The organism is Tardiphaga robiniae, assembly GCF_001618955.1.
GTDB lineage: Bacteria > Pseudomonadota > Alphaproteobacteria > Rhizobiales > Xanthobacteraceae > Tardiphaga > Tardiphaga robiniae_A.
The window spans coordinates 25,681-48,292 of the sequence record NZ_LVYV01000045.1; the positions used below are offsets into that span (position 1 = coordinate 25,681).

The window sequence follows — 22,612 nt, forward strand, 5'->3', positions numbered from 1 at the left end:
TCCGATCTGCTTGGCCTGTAAGATCGTAGTCCAAGGCCTGAAGAAGGATGCAACAGATGCGCATAATGTGGATCGGCGTACTTGCCATCATGCTGCCCGCTGCCGCGCTGGCGCAAGACATCACGCAGCGCCCCGTCCGAACCGAACGCATCTCAGGCACTCCAGTGGGCGTCGGCCTCTATGAGGTTGCTCCAGACGACACCGTTCTGATCGACTGGCGCGCCATCGAGGCGGCGGCCGATGGACCGGCCGATCGCGCATCGACCCCGGTTGCGAAGGCGATGCTGGCGATCAGAGACAGCAAATGGAAACCGATGGCGAGGTGACGGACGACGTCGCGCCAGAAACCCGACAGCGTAAGATCATCCATATCGACATGGATGCCTTCTACGCGTCAGTCGAACAGCGGGATAATCCAGAGCTTCGCGGCCAACCTGTCGCCGTCGGCGGCTCTCGGGAGCGCGGCGTCGTGGCAGCAGCGAGCTACGAAGCCCGCAAATTTGGCGTCCGCTCGGCGATGCCGTCCGTTACAGCCAAACGTCAGTGTCCAGATCTAATCTTCGTGAAACCGCGCTTCGAGGTCTACAAGACTATCAGCCAGCAGATCCGTGAGATCTTCGCCGAGCATACACCCATCGTCGAACCGCTATCCTTGGACGAGGCTTATCTGGACGTCACCGAAAACCTTCAGGGTATTCGACTAGCGCGCGACATTGCGCTGGCTATCCGCGCTAAAATCAAGGACGAGACCGGGCTTAACGCCTCCGCCGGCATCTCCTACAACAAGTTCCTGGCCAAGCTCGCCTCCGACCATCGCAAGCCAAACGGTCAGTATGTCATCTCTCCGGAGATGGGCCCGGCCTTCGTGGAGACGCTGCCCGTCGGCAAGTTCCACGGCATCGGACCGGCGACGGCTGCCAAATTCAATGCATTGGGTATCCAGACAGGCCTCGACATCCGGAACCAGACGCTGACGTTCCTGGAAGCGCACTTCGGCAAAGCCGGGACCTATTACTACTGGATATCGCGCGGCATCGACGAGCGGCCGGTCCACGCCAACCGGATCCGGAAGTCGGTCGGTGCCGAGAACACGTTTTCCGACGACCTCGCGGACTTCGATGCCATGGTCGCCGAATTGCAGCCCCTCATCGACAAGGTGTGGCGCCATTGCGAGAACACGGGCAATCGCGGAAGGACGGTGACCCTCAAGGTGAAGTTCTCCGACTTCGAGATCATATCGCGAAGCCGGTCCGTCGCCTTCATCGTCGGGAGCCGCGACGACCTCGCAAACATCGCCGTCGGCTTGCTCGAAAATGCGATCCCGCTGCCGAAGGCGGTGCGGCTGCTCGGTATTTCACTATCGTCGCTTCAATCGGACGTCGAAGAAGCTCCGCAACTCGATCTGCCGATGTAAGTTGCCGTTCGATGGCACAGGCGACCTACATCTTCACCGCGGAAAAGGGCGGCGTAAGCTTCGCGTGGCTGGACGGATTGCGCCGGCGGCACTTCCCCCGACCGTAACGTGCTGTTCGGCGCATCTCAAAATGGCGTCCGGCGATGCGGGACTTCAGCGGCGTCGAGCGAAAAGCATCCCGCCGATGAAGGCGATGGCTAGCATTCCGAGCGGTGCCGCCTTCGTTATGTCCTTTAGCATCTCGAGATAGGTCTCCGGCTGCTTAGCAGCCTCGATTTTGTCCTTGAAATGCCGCCCGACCTTGTCGACTTGCTCCGTCGCCGCGTTCACAGCGTCCTTCGCCGCGTCGAGACCTCTCTCGCCGAAAGTTCCAGCACCCTCATCGCCGTCCTGGCCCATAGCCGTTCTCCTGAATGAGACTGCACGACCAAGTGCCACGCGGACACTACGTTCCAATCCGCGCTGCAAATCGCATCTGCGGCCGAGGTACCACGGGCGCGATGTCCACTCTAAGGATTGTGACGGTGCGGCGGAGGGAATGCCATCTTCAGGCGTGCGCACTCGGTTCGGAGGCCCGCGATATCGGACATCCGGCATCACCGGTGGGACCGGGGCGCAACCCTACTTAAGAGTGATCCAGGCTGGCGCGTGATCGCTGGGATCCGGTTTGCCGCGCACCGCGCGGTACACGCCGGCCTTTTGGAGATGCGGTCGCAGCGCAGGACTGAGAAGCAGATGATCGATGCGAAGACCGGCATCCCGCTCGAAGCGGTTTCGCCAATACGACCAGAACGTATACATCGGTTCGTCGGGATGGCATTCGCGAAGCGCATCGGCCCAGCCCTGCTTTAGCAATTTAGCAAACGCCGCCCGCCCCTCGGGTTGAACCAAGGCGTCCTTGTCCCACGACTTCGTCGGATAGATATCGTTCGGCGTCGGCACGACGTTGAAGTCGCCGGCGATCACGGCGGGCGCACCGGATTTCAGCAGCTTGCCAGCGTGCGCGTTCAACCGCTTCAACCACGCCAGCTTGTAGTCGAATTTCGGTCCCGGCTGCGGATTGCCGTTGGGCGCGTAGACACACGCGATCAGCACGCCGCCGATGGCGGCCTCGATGTAGCGGCTCTGGTTGTCGTTGGCATCGCCTGGCAGGCTCCGTCGCGTCACCACGATCTCGGATTTCCGCGCGAGAATCGCAACGCCGTTCCAAGTTTTTTGACCGACCCACTCGGCTGCGTATCCGGCCTTGCCCAGCGCCCCTTCCGGAAACTCGGATTGAGCGGCCTTCAGTTCCTGAAGACAGACGACGTCCGGTTTGGACGACTTCAGCCAAGCAAGCAGATTGGGAAGCCGCTTGTTGACGTTGTTCACGTTGAACGTCGCGATCTTCACGCGTTCTCCCTCGTCCGACTTGCCCTCAGACTAGCGAACCATGCCGCATATGGCGTGTTCTTCACCATGTACCTGTTGACGTCCGGGTTGCCATTGGACCACCAGACCGGGCCGCGTTCGCCCAATGCCTGCTTGGCATCGTCCACGTCGCGATTGGCCGCCGCTTCCGCCTCCTCGTCACTTGCGTTCTTTGCGGTCCTGACCGCGCGTCGCGCCCGCATCAACTCGGTCACGAGCGCGGCCATTTTTGCTTCAGGCAAGAGGGATTGGCCAGGCGCAGAGGCGGCCCTTCACGACGAAGTACCTGCCGTCTGGCGTCACGGGATGCTGAAGCGTCACTTTCGATTGTCGGCCACGGGCCGACGCTTCAGGCCACCGCCTTCTTGTTGACGCCCTTCCGCAACGCGATGGTGTTCAGTTTGGTGTTGGCCGCCTTCTCTTCGTTGAGATTGGTCGTAAGCAGCCGCACGACGTCATCGTGCCCGAGCTCTTCCGCCCAAGCGATCAGGGTGCCATAGCGCGCGATCTCGTAATGCTCGACGGCCTGGGAGTTAGCAACGATGGCGGCGTCCAGGACCGCCTTGTCGTCGATCTCGCTTGCGGTCGCCTTCGCTTCCTTGATGATGCCGTCGATGGCCGGGCAATCTGTCGCGCTAGGCTCCTTGCCGAGCTTCTTGAAGACCTGTTCCAGACGGCCGATCTGCTTCTCAGTTTCATCGAGATGCGACGACAGGCCTGCTGCGAGGTCCCGATTGGTCGCCTGCTGGATCATCTGCGGTAATGCTTTGGTGATCTGGTTCTCTGCGTAGTAAATATCCTGAAGCCCATGCAAGAACATGTCTTCCATTGTCTTGATGTCCTTGGTGAACAATCCCATCGCATCCTCCTGTGTCGAAAGCTGCCGCTTCGTGGCGGCAGGTCCAAAACGGCGACAACGATGTAGAGTTCCGTTAGGGCGGCCATCTTCGGTGACACGTCGAGGCTTCGAGTACGCGGCGACAGCTACCTAAAGTGCAAGCCAGAAGTACGAGCGCGCCGCGAACGGGATCAGCGCCAGCACACTCTTTGCAATCTGTCATTTCCTCAATTGTCCGATCGAGAAGATTTTGAGCCAGCGAAAACAAAAAAAGCCGCGCTAGCCCTAAATGCGTCTTTAACAGTCCCCTTCGGGGTCAGGAACAAGCGCGCGTTATATCGATTGACCGAGCATGCCCAGATACTTTTTCCATCTCGCCGGACAAATCCCCGCTAACGACATTCTCGGCCACCAATGTGCCAGTGATGACGAGGCCAAGGATCACGGCAGCTTCATCGCCCATAGGATCGGGACAGAGAAGCCCACTATGATACGCAAAGAGAACTTTATCCGGGTGATGAACGAGAAAGGCGATGAGATCGCCAAGGTCCCCCTCGCCTCAACTAGGGTCTGAAACAATAGATCCGAGCAGGCCTTTGGTTTACTCTGGCATCGGCTTGGGATCTTCGTCGCCCGGCGCATCGCTTTCCAGCTCGCTTTTGGCCTGGTGCCAGAAGTCATCGGCCTTCCCTTCCGGGCGCCCCTCTCTCTCCCAAAGTTTATGAGCGTACTCTCGGATCTGTTCTTCTGAGTATTTGGGCATCGCAACGCACCTCACCGTCGGTTAGGTTCTAAAAAAAACGAAATATACGACGACAAAGGAAGTCACGACCAAGCCGAGGCTCCAAACTAAAACGTTGCGAACGGACGGCCGGGGCTCCGCGCCGCGTGCTTTGCGCGCCGACTTCACTTCGGCGCCATCTTCATCTTTTCCCAAATCATAATCCTTTCGCGACTTTTAGTTTGTCGCGCCACCAAGCGCCGTCTTGTTTCCAGCTTTGCTGCTTGGTGCGCTGACATGGACTTCGTGTCCCTGTCGGATGGCAAGGGATGCTGCGGCAACGGCAGCCTCAAATGCAGATTCTTTGGTCAGGCATTTTCCTTCAACATTCCCATCGTGAAGCACGCCCAACTATCTCCTGACTCGATAATTGCATAAGTTGCGAGTCCCATGGTGATCTCCGGAATGTTCGTTGTCGCCTGCCCCGGCGCGTTAAGCCGCCAGGCGAGCGGCTCTAACGTTGAAGCGCCAGAGCAAGGAAGCGCCACTAGGAAAGGCACATGGGCAAAGCCGCGCTGGGATTGTTGTTCCGTCGTTGCGCGATTTTTTCCAAGGGAACAAGAAACGGTCAACCGACTTCAGCTTGCTCGGGGATATGAAACGAGCGAGGAAAAACATGAAGAAGATGTTGATAGCAGCTACAGCGGCAACACTAATCATTGCTCCTGCCGCATTTGCACAGAGCGGCGCAAATCCGAGCGCGCCTCAGGTCAATTCCGCAGGCAACGGTGTTACACAGCCCGGCACTACAAGCACGGGCACGGCAGTTGATCGCCCGACATCGAGCACTCCACACGCGGCGCCGCACGCTGCAGGATCGCAGACCGGCAACAATGCGAGCTCCCTTAGTGGCTCGAACGCTGCAACGGGTACGACAGGCTCCAATAGCTCTGCTGAAGGTCGCACTTCCGGTGGGGGTGGCGGCGCAGGCGGCGGTGCCGGTGGCGGCAACTAACGCGAAAATTGGCCCCGGGAAACCGGGGCCTTTTTCGTTACTCCAAAGGCCGATCGTCCTCGGTCGGCGTTCCCCTCTTTGGCGTAAGATGATCCGGTCGCTTTCTACTCAAGAGTAAGGCCGCGGAATGAGTCCCCAAAAGCGCTGGACTGCGGAAGAGAATACACAACTGCTCGAAGCTGAAGACGAGCATCCGCGTGTTATCGCGAAAAAGCACCAGACAACGACGCTTGCGATTGTCGCAAGAGCGTCACGCTTGCGGCAGGCAGCTAGATTAGAAAAGCCGCACCATCCCGAGGGATGACGCGGCAAGTTTGTTCTGCGTCCATGCGATGGACGTAGGCTAAGAACATTAGACCGTTGTGTTCCGCAATGGAGCGAGGCGTGATGAGATGAGATGCGGTACCGCTACCGCGACAGCCGGGGTCATGCGTCAACTCGGTCATCGCCAGATGTGGGCGGGGTCGCCGGCTGGTACCCGACGTCATTCGCCCAGAGAGGTCAAACTTCTTTTTGCTTCCTCGCAGCCGCTTCTCGGTGACGTTCATTGGCGCGGACTAGGTGCCCCTCGGCTTTCAATCGGATCAGGTGAACCGGTGGATTACTTCGAAGAGCCGATCACAGATCCGAGCAAGGCTCCTTGTCGGCGCCGTCGCGACACCAAGCAGAAGCCCAGACTTGACGCCGTCGGTCGACACATACCAAGACGAAAGCGGCGATGGAGCCATGCCGAACGCCGAGACTTCGCGTGCGACCGCCAAATCTGACGTTCTGCTCGGAAATTTCAGCAATACGGCCAGGCCAGGCGTGGCGACGCGATCGGCGCCGACGGATGCCTGAAGACAATCCAGCAGCGCCTGCCGCTTGGCGGCATAGGCGCGCTTGGTGCGCCGGAGATGGCGCATGTAGTGACCCTCATGCATGAACTCGGCGGTTGCGAGTTGCACCGCGGGGCCGGGGGCGGGCGCGAGACACGCAGCGACCTCCCCGAACCGATCGGCTAGTTCGACCGGTGCGACCAGGAAACCGAGCCGAACTGTCGGACTGATCGTTTTGCTGAACGAACCGATGTGAATGACGCGCGCGTCGCGGTCGAGCGACGCCAGTGCCGGCGCAGCCCTGCCGACCAGTTGCAGTTCGCTCAGATAGTCGTCTTCGATCACGTAGACCTGGTTCGCGGCGGCCCATGCGAGCAGACGTAGGCGCCGCTCAAGCGACAAAGTGGCACCGAGCGGCGCCTGCTGACCGGGCGTCACGACGACGAGCTTCGCGTCCGGATGGTGGCGCAGGCCATGATCGATATCGATGCCGTCGGCATCGACCGGGATGGCGGCGAGGGATAGGCCTGCGAGTTCGAGTCCCTTTCTGGTGAATGGAAAGCCCGGATTTTCGACCCAGGCCGTCTGTCCACCGAGATTGAACACGCTGAGTGCCAGGCCGAGGCCTGCGCTGAAACCGCCGGTGACGATGACCTGCGATGGCAAACAATTGATGCCGCGGGCGATGGCCAGATAGCCGGCGATTTCCCGCCTCAGTTCAAGCTCGCCGCGCGGGTCGGGATAAATGGGCGGCGCACTCGCCTCGGCACGGACCGCATGCGCGCGAATGCGTGCGAACAAGGTTGCCGGAAACGTCTCGATAGCCGGCACGCCCATCTGGAACAACGCAGGTCCCTGCGTCATCTCCCGATAGGTCTCCATGAACGAGCCTGCGTCCGGCGGCTGCTCGCGCTTGACGACAGCGCGCGGACGCAACGCGACGCGCGTGCCGGTCGCCCGCGAGGCTTCGATCAACTGGGCGGCGGCCAGCTTCTCGTAGGCCGTCCGCACGGTCCCGCGCGCGACACCAAGCTGCGCGGCGAGATCCTGCCATGACGGCAGACGCGCACCGGGCTCCAGCACGCCGCCCTCGATGGCGGTCGTCACGCCTTTTCGGATCTGCTCCGCCAAAGGGACTTTGGCTTTACGGTCGATATTCAGGTTCAGGGTCATGGTGTCGAAGTATATGATTTCTTCGCGTTCTTGGTGCTTTTTTCTAGCCCAGCATGGGCCATCTTGGGGTTTGCAGAAGGAGAAGCCCATGACGATCCGCACCCTTGTCACCATCGCCTGCGCCGCGCTCGCTTTCGCGGTCGCCGCGCCCGCCTCGGCACATGACGGCCAGACCGAAACGGTCACGCCCAAATTCAATCAGGCAATTCCGAACATCCCTGGTAAGTCGCTCGTCGCCGTTGAAGTCAACTATGCACCGGGCGCGGCATCGCCGCCGCACACCCATGCGATGTCCGCCTTCATCTATGCCTATGTGGTTTCGGGCGCGGTCGAGTCGAAGGTGAACGACGGCGAGACCCGCATTTACAAGTCCGGCGAGAGCTGGTCCGAACCGCCGAACGCGACCCATTCCATCAGCCGTAATGCGAGCAAGACCAGGTCTGCGAAGTTGCTCGCGGTCTTCGTCGTCGACTCCGACGACAAGACGCTCACCACGCGCATCAAGTGAAACTCGAAGGATTGAAGCGATGACCAAAAGACTCGATTACAACCAGATTGCTCCGAACGGGATCAAGGCACTCGGCGGTGTCTATGGTTATGTCATGCAGAGCGGACTGTCGGGTGAGCTGGTGGATCTCGTTTATCTGCGGGTCTCGCAGATCAACAACTGCGCCTATTGTCTCGACATGCACACCCGCGACCTCATCAAGAAGGGCGTGAAGATCGAAAAGCTTGCGCTGGTGCAGGCGTGGGAAGAGGGTGGCAGTCTTTTCAGCGCGACGGAACGCGCCGCGCTGGCCTGGGCCGAGAGCGTCACGCGCGTCGCTGAGACCGGCGTGCCGGATAGTTCTTACAGAGCCGCGCGTGAGGTTTTCGACGAGAAGCAGCTCGTCGACCTGACGATCGCGATCGGCCTGATGAACAGCTACAACCGCCTGGCCATCAGCTTCCGGAATACGCCGCAGGCCGTACTCGAACATTGAGCCCGTGCTGCACCGATCAAGTCACGATGAGGACAAGCCATGACCCTTGAACAGATATCGGGAGTGCGCATCCCCGACAGCAAAATCGCGCGTGAAGTGACTGCGCTTATCCGTGACACTGAGAGCGATTTGCTCTTCCATCACTCCGTACGGGTCTATTTCTGGGGAGCCTTGACGGGAAAACGGACGGACCTGATCTTCGATCCCGAGCTACTTTACGCAGCGTCCATGTTCCACGACATCGGCCTCACCGCACATTACGAAAACAGCCATCTGCGTTTCGAAGTGGACAGCGCGAATGCCGCGCGCGATTTTCTTCGGGAGCATAGCATCTCCGAAAGCGATATCGAGACGGTCTGGAACGCTGTCGCTCTCCACACGACGCCCGGCATCCCTCAATTCATGCGCCCCGAGATTGCGCTGGTGCAGGCGGGCGCGGGCATGGATGTCGCTGGCCGCGGCTATGACCAATATACCGATGCGGAACGCGAGGCCGTGGTCGCCGCCTGTCCGCGCGGCCACGACTTCAAGCATGGAATTATCGATGCCTTTTATCAGGGCATGAAGCACCGCCCCGAGACCACCTTCGGAACATTCAACGACGACGTCCTTGCATTCAAGGATCCGAACTTTCGGCGGATCGATATGTGCAGCATCGTGCTTGCTTCGAAGTGGGACAGCTGAACCAAAGGAGCCGAGCAGGTCGAACATCAGAACCGTGGCGTTTATCGCAAGGTGCGAGCCATGAGCTCGGCGCGCGACGTATAACCCATGGAGTAGCCGATACATTAACCAAGCACCACCGGACGGCGGTCAGCCGGCAACGGTACCGCGCCAGGCGCTCGGAACGAATCATCGGCCGCGCTCTTGAATCAAGTTCTCTTGCAGCGACGAATTGGGAGGCGAGAATGTTGCTGACGGGGTTTGGAGCGCTGCTCGTCCTCGGCGGAGTCTTGTACATGGCACGCGCTGCTATTTGGCGGGGACCGCTTAGCGGCCCAGATTCCTCCCGGCCGGTTCGCGACACTCTGGAGCCGCCACGGCGCGGCATGAGATTCTTGGGGCTCGGAACGAACTGGCCGGGCATTCTCCTTATGGCAATCGGTGCAGTTCTGTTGGTGTCAGGGGCCAGTTTCTAGACCGCAAATGTTCGCGCCATGCAGGGGTCGGTTACTCCGGAAATGGAGCGGCTTGCCGAGAAAGAGCTACCCTGGACAGACCTTCGCCCAATTTCTCTCTACCCCGTCCGGATCTAAGCGCCTCAGAGATAAATGCATCTCGTGCGCCCTGATCGTGACCGCTGCTCGCGTCCGCCCGATCGCTTTAGCGATATCTTTGGGCGGCAGCGTCCCGGCCAGCACACGGAGCATGGCCGTTTCATCGTCAGTCCAGGGCCGGTGGATCATCGCCATCGTTACCTCTTGGTGTTGGCCCCAATCGTTCTGGTAATGCAATTGCTAGACCAGATGAGCGATGTCAGATGTGCAAACGCGGGAATGGTACTCGCTTCCTCGTAGCGGTCGATGCCGACTCGATTCTGGAACTAACAGTGTTTGCCGAAATTGAGTCGGCTGTTCAGTTGCGTCAGTCGAGTTTGCGGAGTTGCATTGTGTCCTGGTCGGCCCGATTTCCCGATCCTATAGCCCTGCCCGCTGGCGGTAAGCTGGCCACCCTGCAGGATGCCGGCGAGTATATCACCCGCTTGCCAAAGCAGGCGCACGACACACCACCGTGGCAGAATGCGATGCACGTCTTGATCCAAGCGGCCGAGTATGACGGGCCTATTGAGTTCGCCCGACTCGGCATGCTGCAAGCACTCTTTCCCAAAGGCACGCCGGTTTACCACTCCGTCGACAAGGATCCGAAGTGGCGCAACCGCTACAAGCTCGTGAGGGATCAATGATGCGCGACATCGACACCATCAACGATGCCACGGATGACGCTCGGGCCGTCTTACACAGCTACATATGGCCGGGGCCGCGGGACCCACAACTCGTCTTACAAACGCATGCTCGAAATACTTGACGATGAAGAAGTGGTCGCCGCACAGCAGCGGCTGCGCAAGGGCTACGGACAACTTCGGCTCGTGAAGTAGTTTAGTACCGCAAGCCTCAACTCTTAGGCCGATCAGCCGAACCGATACTTCTCACTACAAGCACCTCTCGCACCTCTTCCCTGCCGGCAGAGTATCCGAGGCAGAGGCCCACATATCCCCCTACCAGAAAACAAGCGAAGCAAGCCGTCAATGTTACCCACATCGCAGAGCCTCCCAGATTTCTCACAGGTTAGTACGTTGCGACACGCACACAAGTTTCGAAACCACCAATAAAGAGTCCCACAAGCGCTGGACTGCAGAAGAGGATGCACAGCTGAAAGCCCCAGATAACGACGATAGCGAGCTGCAGCGCTTCCGGGTGGCGCCTTCTCGGGCTTCGTGAACTACTAGACGGTGTCGCGTACAAAAAAGCCGTCCGGCATGGTCGCCGGGCGGCTTTCTGATGCGGGTGCCGGCTCGATACGCCGTCCGGTTCCGCCGCAACTTTTAGGCTTGTTTGACATCGTTAACGATCTCGTTCGTGCTGTCGATCAGCCCATCGGATTACTCCCAAATTGCCAATCGCCAACGTCAGTCGACGGGATGCCGAAAGAGGTGATTTCTTCGAAGCCGAAACAGCCGACTTGTGCCCGCCGCCTATTGGCTTTCTGGATCATTTCCTTCGGTGCTTTTTCTCGCGTCATCGTCACGCGGATCGACGTGACGCGCCGGCCGTCACTGGTTGACCATAGGTCGCGAGACGGCGTGGTCGTGCCGCAGATCGGTACCATGACGGTACCGATCTCTACACAAGCGGCTTTGCGGGCGCTGCTTCGCTTCAGCAGGGGCTAAAAGAAATGCGCACAGCAAAACGCACGCCGAGAACAGGCGGATCATTGAATTTCCTTTGGTTGTGATGCAGAAATTGCGGGCTGAGGATTGATCTCAAATCGCCCTAGGCAAGCCCGGCGCTCATGGATTCGGTTGAGCGTCGGGCCGTTTCATTGCCGAGGCTTTGCGGGAACGAAATTCGTTATTGCCAATTTTTCCCACGGTCGGCAGTTTCTGTGTGTCTGCCTTCCGGCTCGGCGGCGTGCCTTTGCACCCAACTCGACCGCCGCCGGGCCTCTCTAAATTTCAATCGCCGGGCTCATTCCGCACCGAGCTCAGTGAGGCGGCCCAGCGGTCGATTCCCATCCGCCGTCGGGCCGTTTTTATTGCGGCGATACAGATGCTGGCGCCGGGCTTCGAGGGCGTTGGTGAACTTGATTTGATGCTGGCGGTCCAGCGCCTCGGCATCGCCCTTCAAAGCAATGGCAAGCTTATCCAGCACCTTCATGAAATCGACGAACTGGCTTGCTTCCACGACGCCGTAGCAATGTTGACCATTGGCGCCGACAGGATCGCCTGCTTCATAGCGAATGATTTGCCAGAGCTGGTCGCACATCGTTTTCGTGTCCAGAAATTTAGGATTTACCCGGATCAACCGGGCGCGGTACGTCGTGCAGAATGATGGGACTGAGTAAAATCGTAGCCGTCCTGCGCGGCCTATTGATCGCAACGGCATTGCGCTAGCGCCCTACTTCTTGATGACCTGGCTCTTTCCGAGTGGCCAAACCGTGCTGAGCCCTTGGCGTTTCTAAATTAACCAATCTGAGCGTGGGAATAACGCGACCATGATTGGAACGTTTTTGCGAAATCAGCGTAGTCAGGGCGCTATGTCGCTACTGACCGATCCAACTTTCCAGATGTTGTTGCTGCTCGCTATCGCGGGCGGAGTGCCACTATAGCTCCGGCGTCGGGGCCATGTCTTGTGGCGGGAACTTCCGTCTGCCCCGCATGTTCCTGAACGGGAATTGGGGAAAGTTCCGATGTTTTTCGCCTGAAACAAATCAGATTTGGCTCGACTGCCTTATCGGCGTGGCCGTCATTGGCATAGTCGTCAGCTTCTTCGTTTATTAAGTGTCTCCGTCCCGGCCCTCACGGCCTGCCCCGTCGCGCCCCTCTTGCGGCCGATCGTCGGCACGGGACGTTGGCGGCCCAGCGGATCGCCTTGATTGCGCGGGACTTGGGGATCTTAGTGACGTTGACACTGTCGGACTAGTTTCCGCCGCGGCAGTAGTAATTCGCATCTTCGCCATCAAAGAGCATGACGTGGCCGGCACAGTGCGGCTGTAGACCATCACGGCGCCGGTCGTCGAAACCTTGAGGCGCTGGCCCCATTGTTCTTCGAGGACGGCGCTTCTCTCGTGGCGTGATGGCGCACAAAGCACTCCGGTCGGCCCCCACGTTTGCCTTTTCCACGAAGGGATCCGACAGGGGCCTAAACATCTGGACTTTCAGCGCGCCGCTTCCCTAAGCTATTTCATCCCAACCGGTTTGGAATCCGATGGAACAACATCCTTCGAGGATGGGGCTAGGCATTGCCCTAGGGGTGTGCCTTGGAGCTGTCCTCGGCATTGCCATCAGGAATGTGACCGCTGGCATCATTATCGGCATCGGCGTAGGGGCTGTGATTGCTGGTTACGCAGATCATCGATCCCGGTAGGATCCGATCTCTAAGGAACATGGCGTGCTGGTCGCCGTTTTCCCATTATGTCCGACGAAGACGAGCCCGTCACCGAGATCGCCGCTACGCCTGTCTTGGTCCCCGAAACCAATCGATTGTGGCGGTTAACACCTGCATTGGACCTGCTTGCGAAGAGCAGACAGATTGCCATCGTCCCGGCCGAGACCGAGGATGTGGCTCGCGCCATTGCGACGACAGCAGATCCCATGGGACGGGATTGGCGTGATCCCCACGCCTTTGCAGCCGACAGCATCGAAACGTCCGAGCGGCATGTCATTGGCGACGTCATATTCCGATCCACCCCGGCGCCGGCCGCGGCCAAAGCAAAGCGCTCCAAGAGAGGCTGACAATGCCCAAAATCAGAAAACCGACCATGAGCGACCCTCCCCTGAACATGCCGAAAAACGGCGATGTTGAAGCGCTCCTAGCGTTCGACGTCGGCGTCACGGCGCTCGCGGACTCTCCGCTCTTAGGAAGCTTCACGCTGATGACGCGCGATGGTCACTACGATTTCATGATCGACGAGCAGATGGCTAACGCGATCATTCAGGAAGTCCGGACCTTTCTTCGAGGCGACAGCCCGCCGCTTCCCGAAGAAGACGAATAGTCAGCTTGCCTTTGGTCCGTAGAGGTGTGAGCGATACTTGGGTCGTGTTCTAAATTGGGGTGCATATGTCTCTGTATATAATCTACGCAGTATACGGACTCTATGGACTAATCATCACAGCAAACATCATCACAGATCTCTTTAGGGCCATCGCATCTCTGTTTCGGCGCAAGCATACATTGCCCGTCGTCTTCTCCAATTGCGAATTAACCGATCCCGACCTGATAATCACCTTGGTGCACGGAACCTGGGCAAACGGCGCTCCGTGGACAACAGCCTCATCAGCACTTTGTCAAAAACTCATAGCAACGCTTGAAACCCAGAAAATATTGATTCTACGACACACTTGGTCAGGGAAAAACTCATTCGGTGCTCGAAGGAAAGCTGCGCGCCACTTGTCACTGAAACTCACCGCGGCCCAGGACCAATATACCACTGCAAAACATATTTTGATCGGCCACAGCCACGGAGGTTCGATAATCCTCAATGCAGTGCAACAGCAGCATCTTCCGGTCATTGCAGGTGTCGCTTGTCTTGCTACGCCGGTACTGAATGCGAGATCGGTTCAACTTGATCCAGTTTCAAAGTTCGCGTCTTACGGCGTACCGGCGGTGCTTTTGACTTGGGCAAGCCTCGGCATATTAGCTGTTTTCGGAATCGACGTTGACAAACTAAGTGAGAACGCTAGCACAGCGCTTTTTCTGACGCTCTTTATCTGCGGATTGGGTATTGGATGGATCGCCAGACTTTGGGCAATATCGCTGGACCTCTCCAATAACGATGTTGCGATTCCGAGTGACCGGGTAATTTTTGTTAGAGCCCCAGGCGATGAAGCCTCCGGCCTGATCAGTGCTACGCATCTTATCGCGTTCTTGATTGATCGAGTGACGACTACACCAATGCGAGCCATTCATAGAGCTCAGACGCAGATTCAAAGAGCGCGTGAGCTCGCTGCTCGACGCCCGATCATCTCGACGATAATCATCCTTGCATTGATAGCAGCTTTCGTGGCCCCATTTCTACAGAACTCCGCCAAACCTTCGGACATTCAGGTTGTAGTTCAGATGTCCGCCCTTCTGTTGTTGGCGATATCTTTCGCAATTCTGATTGAGATCGGATGGCAGGCGAAGTTGGCAACATTCACATTATCAGCCGTGTTGATGGCACCAACGTTCATTTTGCTAGCGGCGCTTGGCCTCGTGGCAGGCCCCGAAATGGCGATCGCTTCTCTTGTCTATCGAATATCGTCCGAACCAACTCCACCGGGTAGATGGACGCTGTTGGACGTCAGCGATACCTTAGATAACCCCATCAACAACACACAGACAGTATTGCAACACAGCTCAGTCTATCAAGCACCGGCTGCTATTAAAGCGATTTGCGACTGGACTTCGGACAGGATTTCTCATTCGTCATCCTAAAGAGACATCACACTGCCAAACCCGGGAGCATGAGTTGTTATGCCTGGTTCTGACACCTCATCTCGGAGTCGCCGAGCGCATCGAGCACGATGATTGCACGTTTGATCACCACTTTAAGGGCGGCGAGAAACATGGCGACAGAGTGATCATTCATTTCTGAACCTTCGCGACCGGGAACGATCCGCCACAGCGGCTGTTTTCTGGAAAACTCGCCGGAGCCAATCGATGAAAGTGATACTTTCTAAAAAGGAGCTGGAGCGCGAAGCCCTCGCGGAGATGAGAAAACGCCCAGGTTGCGAGACGCTGAAGGCAGTCGACGTCCAATACAGTGACCTTCGAGCCGATACGAACTGGACTCTGTATGCCTTCACTGAAGGTCGAATTGATCCAGGTGCTTTGCATAGCGCGCTGGAAATGACCGTAAACAAACTGCGCCATCAATATGAATTGCGCGCCCTGGAGTGATCCCTTACAGGAAGTCAGACACTCTCCTCTTGCTGACGTCTGATCTCCATGCCGAAAAAGAAAGTGACCGCCGACGAGCTGATCTGGCTCTTTCACGAGAAGCTTGCTGGCACCAATATGAGCAAGGTCCGGATTGCGATTATTCCAATCGGGGACGGCAATTGGTCCGCGCTGACAAATGCCACCGAACGCCGGCACTACCCTAATCTTGCCATCACTGTGGCGCGCATCGAGAAGCAGTTGCGGAATCGCTACAGCTTGAAATAAGACTGACTTCACGTCTGGCGACGCTAATACCGCCGGCTGCGGTCGTTTGCTGCTAAGGTTACTGCCAGAAGGCAGGGACCGATGGCAAAGAAGCCGATTTCCAAAGCCGAACTGGCGAAGCTTATCCGCCATCGCATGGACGAACATTCCGAGTGCCCGCCGGGAATTTCCGTTGAGATACGGAAGGTCAAGACTTCCGAAGGTCCTGGCTGGAGCGCCGTTACTAATCCCGCCGACAGCATCACCCACGTCAAATGCGCTCGTATCGTTGGAGCTCTCACCCTGGAGCTTCGGCAGAAGTATGCCCTCTCCGACGACTGATATGGTGTATTGAATGGCTTCATTTGAATGAACGACCGCGAGAGCCTTATAAAGGCCCATTACTGCAGATCGATTTTGAAGGTCGCCTCGATCAGTACCGCTCGGGAGGCGCGAGGACTGATGGAAGGTGTGACGACCGAGGAATCCACTGCGAACACGTCTGGTCCCATGGCAGAGGCCGAAGGAGCCGCTTTGACCGCGATCCGGGAGCTTGCCGGACATCAGCGTGATAGCACCTTGCCCCGGAGCTCCTTCGAGTGGACGCGGGCCATGCAGGCCATCGAAATTTGGTTGAACGTTCACAATCCATAAGCAGCCGAACGTACTACGAGTATCAAAGATAGCATCTGGAAACGCGAACGCGCATAGCATCGCCCAACCGCGCATCGCTTTGATGCGCTGGCTCTCTTACGTGCCAGCGGACGTTGCGTGCCGTGGTGAGGTAAGATAAATTGAGCAAGCTGTTGTGAGTGCGCTCGATACGCGACCTTCGATAGTTCTACCCCGGACGCAGTTGGGTGCTGCGATGGCTAGAACCGATGGGACGCCCTATGCGCCTGCACCTTGCCCCTCTTGTAGCTCAGTGCCCTAAATTCGCAGCCAGCGCCTCGGTGCCGACTTGAATTACGTTGATCGCGCCGCGAACCAAGCCGCACGAGCGCCTACCGCTCAATTCAATGCCGGGAGCAATTAAAATGATTGATCCGAGTCCTCCCGCCGGCACTAGCTATCCGTCATTCGTGCAATGCGAACCGGCAGCAAAACCATTTGAATTGCCCGTGGTCATTACGCATTGGAATCCTATTCGCTCTGGATCCGATGCAATTGATGCCGACCTGGGGCAACGCAACTTCGAGGCTGCAATTCACTTTGCGCAGCGAACGATTGGTCCGTTCTTCCTCATGCGGATATTGAGCGATATTCGGAAATCAGATCGCCTCGGCGCAATGGAGCTTGCGTTCGTGGCAGCATTGGCACGGAGAGCAACGGCAGGCGGTCGGCCCCGGCTATCTGGTATTGATGAGATTGAAACCGCAGCAATTGAATTTGACGCCGATGCGGGGATCATTCGCGAAATCGAATTGGCGACGCACAAGCATTTGGAATTGGGCAACCGCGGAGCAGCCCCTTCAATGATCAATGACCTGCTATTCGACTGGATGCATGGACGCGAATGCTGGGCGACGTCCGTCATTGCCTACGTCATCTGCAGTGCTGGGCTCAAAGGTTCGTTCCATTAGCGGTGCCACTTTGCCGTCCATCGCTTTTTATGGCGCAAACGCCGCAGGGACGGAAAGTGAGCGCCCGAGCTTTAGCGGAGCAATTATCATTCGTCTTTATCGAACAGCATAGACCCCCAAGACTTGAGTCCCGTCAGCCCGGGAATGCTCGCTGGATTGACCGAGGGAAGGCTGTCAGGGGGGTGGATTTTTATCGGCTTTAAGCCAACCGAGATACGGATCGTATCCGGCTCAAATTCGGGGACCGGCCGCCCCGCTTTCGCGGCTACGTCGCTCACCTTTATCTGCTCGGCGAGTGTCCCTGCGACCATGGAAAGCCGGTCACCAAGACTCGCTGCCCAATCAATTCTAATTCCATCGAGAAAGAACGATGGGGGCGACGGCGGGTTCTGTGACTTCTTCCAACCGGCCATACTCAGCAATGCACGAATTTGGGCAGCCATTCGACGGGACTCAGCGTCTGGCGTAAAAAAGATTGCATACTGCGTACCTGCAAACGGCTTCAGATTCTCAGATGCTTGGGCCTGTTCGATCATTCGGGGCGCAATAGACTTTTCAAGCTCAAGATTCTTTTCGCGTAATCCTTCCAGCTTTAGTTCAGCTTCTTTCGTGCGGGCGTGCGCCTCTGCAATTTGCACGCTTGCCTTGACTATATCTGCCTGCGCTGTGCCCAACGCCGCCTTCGCCTTCTCGCCTTCTGCAGAGATTTCGACAATTCTCTCCGTGGAACGATCCCTAGCTTCGTCCCAGTGCCGCTCTTTGACGTCCGTCGTTTGCACGACAAAGAAGGTCGACACGATGCCCGTGAGAAGACTTAGAAGTAGCCCCCAATTTGCTATCGTACCAAGCGCTGTCGCAGTCGATAGAGACATGTCGGAAAAAAGCCACATACGTTTTTCCTCGCTAGGTGGCTTCATTATGCCGCTCTGCCCAAGCAAAATCGATCTGGAGGGAGTGAGGGATGGAAGGTTGTTCGAAAAGAACTGCACTCTGCTTTATCGAACCGCAAAACCAAGTCTCGCGTTCTTTTTCGAAGGCATCGCGATAAGAGATACGTCCAAGCAAATAAAGGCGGTCAGTTGGCCCGGCATTGGCTATGTTCTGACCCTTCTCAGCCGCTCCCGGGACGAAGTCATTCGGACCGATAGATCGATTGAATTGGATAGCATTTTTCTGAAGCGTCGCGAGGTCGCCAGTCAGGGGCCAAGGGGCGACGCGAAAATCGGTGTCGATTCGAACGTTGTATGCGGGCGTCTGCCCGGAGTTTTTGATTTTGAACCTTGCCATGCAGAGGATTGCTTTGTTCGTTCCCCGCTTGAAGTCGAAGTGAGCAGGCTCAACACTGATATAAGCTCGCAGCTGGCGTTCGGCAGTTCGATCCGCGCCCCTTACCAATCCAACCGTGGCCACCCACAGCATCCATGTAACGATTCCGAGGAGCCACTCGCCAGGTTTGATACTGAGAAACGTGGTCTCTTGAGCGTGGTCGGAGGCCTCTTGGCCGCTTACGGCATTTTTGAATTGATGCTGGGAATCAATCTTTGGAGCTTGGCTGTATGGGTAATGTGATGGCCAAAGAGACACTACAGCTATGACTAGGCCGGCTATGACGGCCCATAACAATTCCCGCGGCGCGGTCCACTTCACGTTGCCCCCTATATTTCTTTCAAGGCTACGCCCTCAGGCTCCATAGCTGCAAGGCACGCGAGGAGGAACGTGGCAGAAAACGTGCCGCACTTGAGCTTCATCGTCATTCCGGCCTCTGTTTCTTTCAAACCGTGCTTTTTAAGCCGCTTAACCAATTCGGCGCGGGTGACCTCGGATTCTTTCATTTCGGCTTAGGCGACTGGCAAGTCTTAGGAAGGCGTCTGCATTGATGCAGAGCGGCGTTGTCGGCTTCTGGTAAATCACCTGGCTTCGCCTTCCTGATCTCCCTGTTGGGTGGCGTTTCCAGAACGGCGGTTTTTCCCCCGGCCTCCACAGCAAGGCGAGTTGCCGTCGAAAGCTCGCAGGGTGCACAATGAGGTTGGGCCCGAGAGCTTTCGCTCCCGGCCCCGCAGGGCGATTGAACAGGGCCTCGAATTGCCGAAGCATAAGGGCCCACACTCGACAAGCCCGATCACTCGATTAGCGGCTGATCGCTTTGGACTTCACCCGAACGAATGCGGCCAGATGCTAATCGCAGCGCGATTGTACAGCGATCGCATCTGGCTGGTGGAGAAGCTGTCGCGGGACGCGCTGTTCACGCTGTCGGCACCTTCAACGTCGGCGGAGGCGCGGGACGCCATCGAGCGCCGCTTGCGCACTGGCGAGAAAATTAGGGCCAATCAGATTCGGATGATGAGCAACGCCGAAAGCGCTAAACACTAACAATCGCATGGAAGCAGACCTATTGAATCCGATGGCCGTAGTTTTCAGGCGTCTTGAACGAGCTCCCCATTTCTGTCGGGATTTCGGCAAGGCGCTTTTTCGCATCCTCTCGCTGCACAGCCCGAACCATAAAGCGTGACTGTTCGCCCAGCAGGCTTAGGTCGCTGCTGACGATCTGAAAAAGGCGGACGACGACATATGCAAGGACTGCCCCGATCAAAGCAGAAAAGCATCTCCCTCCCCACTGCACGGGGAGGCTACCGGCCCAAGGACGAGCGAGCTCTAGCGCTGGGGCCGTCAGCAGCAGTAACCCCATCGTCAGCACTGTGACTGCTAGGAATGATCGTAGCGACCGCGCCAGCTGTATGACGGCACGCGTGATCTTTTCAATCTCTTCAGTTTCGAAATGAGATGCCGTCGTGAAGGGAAGCCCTCGAGAGAGACGGACGAGAGCAGCTGCAGCCGCGACCGAAAGCGCAGTGATTAAGCCAGTTTTTATCGTATCCCATGTAGACACACGAACGGTCGCTGCCGAGATCGCAGCGACAACGATGGGTACGAGCACTGGCGCAATCTTGAGCTTCATGGAACAAATATAGAACTTTTATTCGATTTTGCCATCATGAATAAAACGGCGATGGACTTCCAGCATCTGTTGCAGAGCGTGTTCCGGGTCCAACAGAGTGCTTGTCTCCGAAATGCGGCGGATGCCCATGTCCATCGATAGTCGAGCATCGTCGCCGCGGACCATACCGTTCTTGCCTTTCGCCACGATTTCACCGTCTGCAATGTTTCTGAGGCCGGCTTCGAGACTGGACATAACCTCGCGTTTTAACTTCCGTTTTTTAGCGCGGAAACCGATATTTACTCGCACATCAAGGGAAGCATCATCGGGCATCGATTCAATAATCTTATTTGTTTCCACTTCGCCGATAAGATCTTCGATGACTTTCCGGGCCTTGGCGAACGTCGCGGCGACTTTCTCGCCGATGGTTTCTCTTGTTTCCACGTCCTCCATTTTCGAGAGTTCCGCGGGTGTTAGAGCTACATCATGCACGGTTTCCGGCATCAATCCGCCGATCTGAATAGACTCAAGCTCGTCGTCGCCAACTTGCGCGCGATCAAATTTCCATTGGAGCATCACGGCTTCGGTTTGAGAAATGGCGCTGTTATCCCGTAAAAGCCATGTGAAGTATTCCTCCATGGCTTTGGCCTGCATTGAGACATGCTGGATTTGATAAAAATGGTCGCCGATGACGGTCCAGTACGTCATACCGTGAACGTATTCATGCCCAGCTGGTGCTGCAGTTTCCGCGATCTCCAGCGCGGACATTACCTCAGCCAGGTTTGGATGCGCACTGGAGGAATCCACCACTTTTAGCAGCGCTTGAAGCTGGCCCGGTAACGTCAGGCATACAGTTCCGAATACACATGCTGCGTCTGAATGATAAGTATTAAGCAGCCGTTCGGACCCTTCGCTGTTGGGAACGCCGGTTACACGATGCTTCGCCTTATCGCGAACCTTTGAGCCATCGGGCTTAGTGGTCTCCATGGCCGTCTGGATGCGGTCCTGCAGCGTCTTGTCGAGGGGAAAAGTTGAATCCTGCCTTAACAGGCGACGGTAGTGAATCTTCACGCGCTTCGATGCCAAGACGCTTCCCCATGAACAGTTGATTGGTTCGCAACAGACCACACAACCTAAGCGGGCCGATAGGCAGCGCTCTTGCTTGTAAACAGGTTTGCGTCGGATCACGCGCTGCGACCGCCCGGCGCCGCCCCGGGCATGCTCAGCACCACTCCGCTTGCGGCATAAGTCTCTTTTGAACGGCACGAAATTGTGCTGGTGGTCGAGTGAGGCCGATCGAGCAAGTTCTCACCCCCCGGCTGCCGGTCAGACACCGGCGGGCTGTGAGAAGCCAAATCGAAGAGCACGCGATGAAAATCCCACCAAGAAGCCAGGGAGCCCCCTGGACGCTATCTATCGACGAGTCGACCTGACCCCGGAGCAGATCTTTCAGGCGCTCAGCCGCCTGCGGCAGGAAGCTCAACAGCAGATCGAGTATCTGATTGCGCTGGTCGACGAGCTCGACGGTGACGTCGACCTCGAGCCAGACCCTACCGAGCAGAACCTCGCCTCAGTCAGTCAGAACGCTTACCACTGCGACCTAGAAGCCCACGACGACGCTGAAGAAGATGACTGCGAGCTAGAGGACGGCAACGACGACGAGCCGTCGCTGGGCTCGGTCAACCCGACCATGTCAGGAAGCCAGCGGACCTGGGGGCGGCGAACGTCGCAGGGCTCGACTACGAAGACGAGCATGACGGCAGCGAGCCGTCGCTGTGCGGCACCACCGCGGACACGGCGGCGTTCGGCAACGATCGCGACCTCGAACTCGACGATCCCGACAAGGAGCCGTGGATGGGCTGGCCGGAGGGCATGGCGCAAGGCCAAGGTCGCTGGGGTGACTGTAGCGATCGGGAGTTGGCAATCGAGCCGATGATCACTGCACGGCAGCGCGGGGCGGAGTGGCGCGTTGCCTGAACCTGCGCAAACTTCCGCCTCCTACCCGTCGGCTACGGCCGGCGGGCAAACTCATTCGGGCGCCTCGTCATTTACGGGGTTGAAGCATGGCCTCTGCCATCGCGGTAACGCGCTCGATCGTCTTGGTCATCTCGGTGCTGCGACCGTCGGTGCCGTCTGCTACTCCGAGCGCCGCCCCTTGAAGGCCGGCTACCATTCGGCTGAGCTTCTCCCGCGGAGCTTTGTCCAAGAGAGCGATTTCAGCCACCAGAGCTGCACAAACGCCTTGTATGGCAATATTTTGCTCTTTCGTCTGGCCGATCTGCAGAGTGAGATCGTCCAGCAGGCGCCGCAGGTCGTCATTCATTTTGTGGTCCCCGTGTTTGCTAGCAATACGTTTCGGCGAAGCTTTCGCACGAATGT

29 protein-coding genes and 1 pseudogene are annotated in these 22,612 nt (G+C 57.6%); 17 read left to right on the forward strand and 13 right to left on the reverse strand.

Features of this window, described 5'->3' with window-relative positions; translation table 11 throughout:
* Window positions 1-56: 56 nt before the first annotated feature.
* Together A4A58_RS22575 and dinB are read left to right on the forward strand one after the other, a co-directional pair.
* On the forward strand, window positions 57-326 hold the full coding sequence (locus tag A4A58_RS22575) for a hypothetical protein (protein ID WP_139069908.1): 270 nt from the start codon (window positions 57-59) through the stop codon (window positions 324-326).
* Complete coding sequence (gene dinB, locus A4A58_RS22580; protein WP_068736374.1) at window positions 305-1,414, forward strand: DNA polymerase IV; 1,110 nt, start codon at window positions 305-307, stop codon at window positions 1,412-1,414. Before A4A58_RS22575 ends, dinB begins: the two co-directional genes overlap by 22 nt.
* Window positions 1,415-1,567: 153 nt before the next feature.
* Here dinB and A4A58_RS22585 read toward each other — a convergent pair whose 3' ends face one another.
* The 4 genes from A4A58_RS22585 to A4A58_RS22600 all read right to left on the reverse strand — a co-directional run bounded on the left by A4A58_RS22585 (window position 1,568) and on the right by A4A58_RS22600 (window position 3,683).
* Window positions 1,568-1,813 (reverse strand): hypothetical protein, encoded by a 246-nt coding sequence (locus tag A4A58_RS22585; protein WP_068736375.1) that lies wholly within the window; start codon window positions 1,811-1,813, stop codon window positions 1,568-1,570.
* Window positions 1,814-2,035: 222 nt separating this feature from the next.
* Window positions 2,036-2,806, reverse strand: coding sequence for an exodeoxyribonuclease III (gene xth, locus A4A58_RS22590; protein WP_068736377.1), 771 nt, complete (start codon window positions 2,804-2,806; stop codon window positions 2,036-2,038).
* On the reverse strand, window positions 2,803-3,051 hold the full coding sequence (locus A4A58_RS22595) for a hypothetical protein (RefSeq protein WP_349509586.1): 249 nt from the start codon (window positions 3,049-3,051) through the stop codon (window positions 2,803-2,805). Before A4A58_RS22595 ends, xth begins: the two co-directional genes overlap by 4 nt.
* A 122-nt stretch (window positions 3,052-3,173) precedes the next feature.
* Window positions 3,174-3,683 carry a ferritin-like domain-containing protein gene (locus tag A4A58_RS22600; protein WP_068736379.1) on the reverse strand — a complete coding sequence of 170 codons (510 nt, stop codon included), beginning with the start codon at window positions 3,681-3,683 and terminating at the stop codon, window positions 3,174-3,176.
* Between the two features lie 331 nt (window positions 3,684-4,014).
* Between A4A58_RS22600 and A4A58_RS31855 the strand changes: the two genes are divergently transcribed.
* Window positions 4,015-4,236 (forward strand): DUF6894 family protein, encoded by a 222-nt coding sequence (locus A4A58_RS31855; RefSeq protein WP_068736380.1) that lies wholly within the window; start codon window positions 4,015-4,017, stop codon window positions 4,234-4,236.
* Between the two features lie 27 nt (window positions 4,237-4,263).
* Here A4A58_RS31855 and A4A58_RS29785 read toward each other — a convergent pair whose 3' ends face one another.
* The 3 genes and pseudogenes from A4A58_RS29785 to A4A58_RS22610 all read right to left on the reverse strand — a co-directional run bounded on the left by A4A58_RS29785 (window position 4,264) and on the right by A4A58_RS22610 (window position 7,389).
* Complete coding sequence (locus tag A4A58_RS29785; RefSeq protein ID WP_081422005.1) at window positions 4,264-4,425, reverse strand: DUF2934 domain-containing protein; 162 nt, start codon at window positions 4,423-4,425, stop codon at window positions 4,264-4,266.
* A 195-nt stretch (window positions 4,426-4,620) separates the two neighbouring features.
* Window positions 4,621-4,835 (reverse strand): annotated as a pseudogene (locus tag A4A58_RS31570) (hypothetical protein).
* Window positions 4,836-5,982: 1,147 nt separating this feature from the next.
* Window positions 5,983-7,389: a PLP-dependent aminotransferase family protein gene (locus A4A58_RS22610; RefSeq protein WP_068736382.1), complete on the reverse strand. Its 1,407-nt coding sequence runs from the start codon at window positions 7,387-7,389 to the stop codon at window positions 5,983-5,985.
* Between the two features lie 88 nt (window positions 7,390-7,477).
* Between A4A58_RS22610 and A4A58_RS22615 the strand changes: the two genes are divergently transcribed.
* The 5 genes from A4A58_RS22615 (at window position 7,478) to A4A58_RS30440 (ending at window position 11,259) form a co-directional block, all read left to right on the forward strand.
* Window positions 7,478-7,897 (forward strand): cupin domain-containing protein, encoded by a 420-nt coding sequence (locus tag A4A58_RS22615; protein WP_068736877.1) that lies wholly within the window; start codon window positions 7,478-7,480, stop codon window positions 7,895-7,897.
* Window positions 7,898-7,916: 19 nt separating this feature from the next.
* Window positions 7,917-8,372: a carboxymuconolactone decarboxylase family protein gene (locus A4A58_RS22620; protein ID WP_068736384.1), complete on the forward strand. Its 456-nt coding sequence runs from the start codon at window positions 7,917-7,919 to the stop codon at window positions 8,370-8,372.
* 39 nt (window positions 8,373-8,411) lie between these two features.
* Window positions 8,412-9,056: an HD domain-containing protein gene (locus A4A58_RS22625; RefSeq protein ID WP_068736387.1), complete on the forward strand. Its 645-nt coding sequence runs from the start codon at window positions 8,412-8,414 to the stop codon at window positions 9,054-9,056.
* Between the two features lie 865 nt (window positions 9,057-9,921).
* Window positions 9,922-10,275, forward strand: a complete 354-nt coding sequence (locus A4A58_RS22635; protein ID WP_244499836.1) for a hypothetical protein — start codon at window positions 9,922-9,924, stop codon at window positions 10,273-10,275.
* 546 nt (window positions 10,276-10,821) lie between these two features.
* Window positions 10,822-11,259 (forward strand): hypothetical protein, encoded by a 438-nt coding sequence (locus A4A58_RS30440; RefSeq protein ID WP_139069910.1) that lies wholly within the window; start codon window positions 10,822-10,824, stop codon window positions 11,257-11,259.
* A 298-nt stretch (window positions 11,260-11,557) separates the two neighbouring features.
* On the opposite strand, the gene A4A58_RS22645 is transcribed toward A4A58_RS30440, so the two are convergent.
* Entirely contained in the window at window positions 11,558-11,854 is a 297-nt protein-coding gene (locus A4A58_RS22645) for a hypothetical protein (RefSeq protein WP_068736392.1), read from the reverse strand.
* A gap of 1,148 nt (window positions 11,855-13,002) precedes the next feature.
* Here A4A58_RS22645 and A4A58_RS22650 point away from each other — a divergent pair.
* The 7 genes from A4A58_RS22650 (at window position 13,003) to A4A58_RS30445 (ending at window position 17,298) form a co-directional block, all read left to right on the forward strand.
* Complete coding sequence (locus A4A58_RS22650; protein ID WP_068736394.1) at window positions 13,003-13,323, forward strand: hypothetical protein; 321 nt, start codon at window positions 13,003-13,005, stop codon at window positions 13,321-13,323.
* 2 nt (window positions 13,324-13,325) lie between these two features.
* Window positions 13,326-13,583 (forward strand): hypothetical protein, encoded by a 258-nt coding sequence (locus tag A4A58_RS22655; RefSeq protein WP_139069911.1) that lies wholly within the window; start codon window positions 13,326-13,328, stop codon window positions 13,581-13,583.
* 65 nt (window positions 13,584-13,648) lie between these two features.
* On the forward strand, window positions 13,649-15,004 hold the full coding sequence (locus A4A58_RS22660; protein WP_139069912.1) for a hypothetical protein: 1,356 nt from the start codon (window positions 13,649-13,651) through the stop codon (window positions 15,002-15,004).
* 225 nt (window positions 15,005-15,229) lie between these two features.
* On the forward strand, window positions 15,230-15,469 hold the full coding sequence (locus A4A58_RS22665) for a hypothetical protein (RefSeq protein ID WP_068736402.1): 240 nt from the start codon (window positions 15,230-15,232) through the stop codon (window positions 15,467-15,469).
* Window positions 15,470-15,517: 48 nt separating this feature from the next.
* Window positions 15,518-15,736, forward strand: coding sequence for a hypothetical protein (locus A4A58_RS22670; RefSeq protein WP_068736405.1), 219 nt, complete (start codon window positions 15,518-15,520; stop codon window positions 15,734-15,736).
* Between the two features lie 81 nt (window positions 15,737-15,817).
* Window positions 15,818-16,057, forward strand: a complete 240-nt coding sequence (locus A4A58_RS22675; protein ID WP_068736407.1) for a hypothetical protein — start codon at window positions 15,818-15,820, stop codon at window positions 16,055-16,057.
* A gap of 695 nt (window positions 16,058-16,752) precedes the next feature.
* The gene (locus A4A58_RS30445) at window positions 16,753-17,298 is read left to right on the forward strand and encodes a hypothetical protein (RefSeq protein WP_139069914.1); all 546 of its coding nucleotides are present in this window, start codon (window positions 16,753-16,755) and stop codon (window positions 17,296-17,298) included.
* A gap of 86 nt (window positions 17,299-17,384) precedes the next feature.
* Here A4A58_RS30445 and A4A58_RS22685 read toward each other — a convergent pair whose 3' ends face one another.
* On the reverse strand, window positions 17,385-18,188 hold the full coding sequence (locus A4A58_RS22685; protein ID WP_139069915.1) for a hypothetical protein: 804 nt from the start codon (window positions 18,186-18,188) through the stop codon (window positions 17,385-17,387).
* Between A4A58_RS22685 and A4A58_RS22690 the strand changes: the two genes are divergently transcribed.
* On the forward strand, window positions 18,169-18,867 hold the full coding sequence (locus A4A58_RS22690; RefSeq protein WP_139069916.1) for a hypothetical protein: 699 nt from the start codon (window positions 18,169-18,171) through the stop codon (window positions 18,865-18,867). The genes A4A58_RS22685 and A4A58_RS22690 overlap by 20 nt on opposite strands.
* Window positions 18,868-18,953: 86 nt before the next feature.
* On the opposite strand, the gene A4A58_RS31175 is transcribed toward A4A58_RS22690, so the two are convergent.
* Window positions 18,954-19,130 (reverse strand): DUF6471 domain-containing protein, encoded by a 177-nt coding sequence (locus A4A58_RS31175; protein WP_192855928.1) that lies wholly within the window; start codon window positions 19,128-19,130, stop codon window positions 18,954-18,956.
* 358 nt (window positions 19,131-19,488) lie between these two features.
* Between A4A58_RS31175 and A4A58_RS22695 the strand changes: the two genes are divergently transcribed.
* A complete protein-coding gene (locus A4A58_RS22695; protein WP_139069917.1) occupies window positions 19,489-19,668 on the forward strand; it encodes a hypothetical protein in 180 nt (59 codons plus the stop codon).
* 19 nt (window positions 19,669-19,687) lie between these two features.
* Here A4A58_RS22695 and A4A58_RS22700 read toward each other — a convergent pair whose 3' ends face one another.
* The 3 genes from A4A58_RS22700 to A4A58_RS22715 all read right to left on the reverse strand — a co-directional run bounded on the left by A4A58_RS22700 (window position 19,688) and on the right by A4A58_RS22715 (window position 22,556).
* The gene (locus tag A4A58_RS22700) at window positions 19,688-20,254 is read right to left on the reverse strand and encodes a hypothetical protein (protein ID WP_068736417.1); all 567 of its coding nucleotides are present in this window, start codon (window positions 20,252-20,254) and stop codon (window positions 19,688-19,690) included.
* Window positions 20,255-20,272: 18 nt separating this feature from the next.
* Window positions 20,273-21,319: a hypothetical protein gene (locus tag A4A58_RS22705; protein ID WP_068736419.1), complete on the reverse strand. Its 1,047-nt coding sequence runs from the start codon at window positions 21,317-21,319 to the stop codon at window positions 20,273-20,275.
* A 958-nt stretch (window positions 21,320-22,277) separates the two neighbouring features.
* On the reverse strand, window positions 22,278-22,556 hold the full coding sequence (locus A4A58_RS22715) for a hypothetical protein (RefSeq protein WP_068736421.1): 279 nt from the start codon (window positions 22,554-22,556) through the stop codon (window positions 22,278-22,280).
* Window positions 22,557-22,612 lie beyond the last annotated feature (56 nt).

Excerpts from the sequence above, each read along its gene's own strand:
- A4A58_RS22685 (WP_139069915.1), bottom strand. The coding sequence starts at position 18,188 with ATGTGGCTTTTTTCCGACATGTCTCTATCGACTGCGACAGCGCTTGGT.
- A4A58_RS22575 (WP_139069908.1), top strand. The coding sequence starts at position 57 with ATGCGCATAATGTGGATCGGCGTACTTGCCATCATGCTGCCCGCTGCC.
- A4A58_RS30445 (WP_139069914.1), top strand. The coding sequence starts at position 16,753 with ATGATTGATCCGAGTCCTCCCGCCGGCACTAGCTATCCGTCATTCGTG.
- A4A58_RS22585 (WP_068736375.1), bottom strand. The coding sequence starts at position 1,813 with ATGGGCCAGGACGGCGATGAGGGTGCTGGAACTTTCGGCGAGAGAGGT.
- A4A58_RS29785 (WP_081422005.1), bottom strand. The coding sequence starts at position 4,425 with ATGCCCAAATACTCAGAAGAACAGATCCGAGAGTACGCTCATAAACTT.
- A4A58_RS22600 (WP_068736379.1), bottom strand. The coding sequence starts at position 3,683 with ATGGGATTGTTCACCAAGGACATCAAGACAATGGAAGACATGTTCTTG.
- A4A58_RS22655 (WP_139069911.1), top strand. The coding sequence starts at position 13,326 with ATGCCCAAAATCAGAAAACCGACCATGAGCGACCCTCCCCTGAACATG.
- A4A58_RS22670 (WP_068736405.1), top strand. The coding sequence starts at position 15,518 with ATGCCGAAAAAGAAAGTGACCGCCGACGAGCTGATCTGGCTCTTTCAC.
- A4A58_RS22660 (WP_139069912.1), top strand. The coding sequence starts at position 13,649 with ATGTCTCTGTATATAATCTACGCAGTATACGGACTCTATGGACTAATC.
- A4A58_RS22700 (WP_068736417.1), bottom strand. The coding sequence starts at position 20,254 with ATGAAGCTCAAGATTGCGCCAGTGCTCGTACCCATCGTTGTCGCTGCG.
- A4A58_RS22675 (WP_068736407.1), top strand. The coding sequence starts at position 15,818 with ATGGCAAAGAAGCCGATTTCCAAAGCCGAACTGGCGAAGCTTATCCGC.
- A4A58_RS22615 (WP_068736877.1), top strand. The coding sequence starts at position 7,478 with ATGACGATCCGCACCCTTGTCACCATCGCCTGCGCCGCGCTCGCTTTC.
- A4A58_RS22650 (WP_068736394.1), top strand. The coding sequence starts at position 13,003 with ATGTCCGACGAAGACGAGCCCGTCACCGAGATCGCCGCTACGCCTGTC.
- A4A58_RS22715 (WP_068736421.1), bottom strand. The coding sequence starts at position 22,556 with ATGAATGACGACCTGCGGCGCCTGCTGGACGATCTCACTCTGCAGATC.
- A4A58_RS31175 (WP_192855928.1), bottom strand. The coding sequence starts at position 19,130 with ATGAAAGAATCCGAGGTCACCCGCGCCGAATTGGTTAAGCGGCTTAAA.
- dinB (WP_068736374.1), top strand. The coding sequence starts at position 305 with ATGGAAACCGATGGCGAGGTGACGGACGACGTCGCGCCAGAAACCCGA.
- A4A58_RS22620 (WP_068736384.1), top strand. The coding sequence starts at position 7,917 with ATGACCAAAAGACTCGATTACAACCAGATTGCTCCGAACGGGATCAAG.
- A4A58_RS22690 (WP_139069916.1), top strand. The coding sequence starts at position 18,169 with ATGTCGGAAAAAAGCCACATACGTTTTTCCTCGCTAGGTGGCTTCATT.
- A4A58_RS22625 (WP_068736387.1), top strand. The coding sequence starts at position 8,412 with ATGACCCTTGAACAGATATCGGGAGTGCGCATCCCCGACAGCAAAATC.
- A4A58_RS22610 (WP_068736382.1), bottom strand. The coding sequence starts at position 7,389 with ATGACCCTGAACCTGAATATCGACCGTAAAGCCAAAGTCCCTTTGGCG.
- A4A58_RS22595 (WP_349509586.1), bottom strand. The coding sequence starts at position 3,051 with ATGGCCGCGCTCGTGACCGAGTTGATGCGGGCGCGACGCGCGGTCAGG.
- A4A58_RS22665 (WP_068736402.1), top strand. The coding sequence starts at position 15,230 with ATGAAAGTGATACTTTCTAAAAAGGAGCTGGAGCGCGAAGCCCTCGCG.
- A4A58_RS31855 (WP_068736380.1), top strand. The coding sequence starts at position 4,015 with ATGCCCAGATACTTTTTCCATCTCGCCGGACAAATCCCCGCTAACGAC.
- A4A58_RS22645 (WP_068736392.1), bottom strand. The coding sequence starts at position 11,854 with ATGTGCGACCAGCTCTGGCAAATCATTCGCTATGAAGCAGGCGATCCT.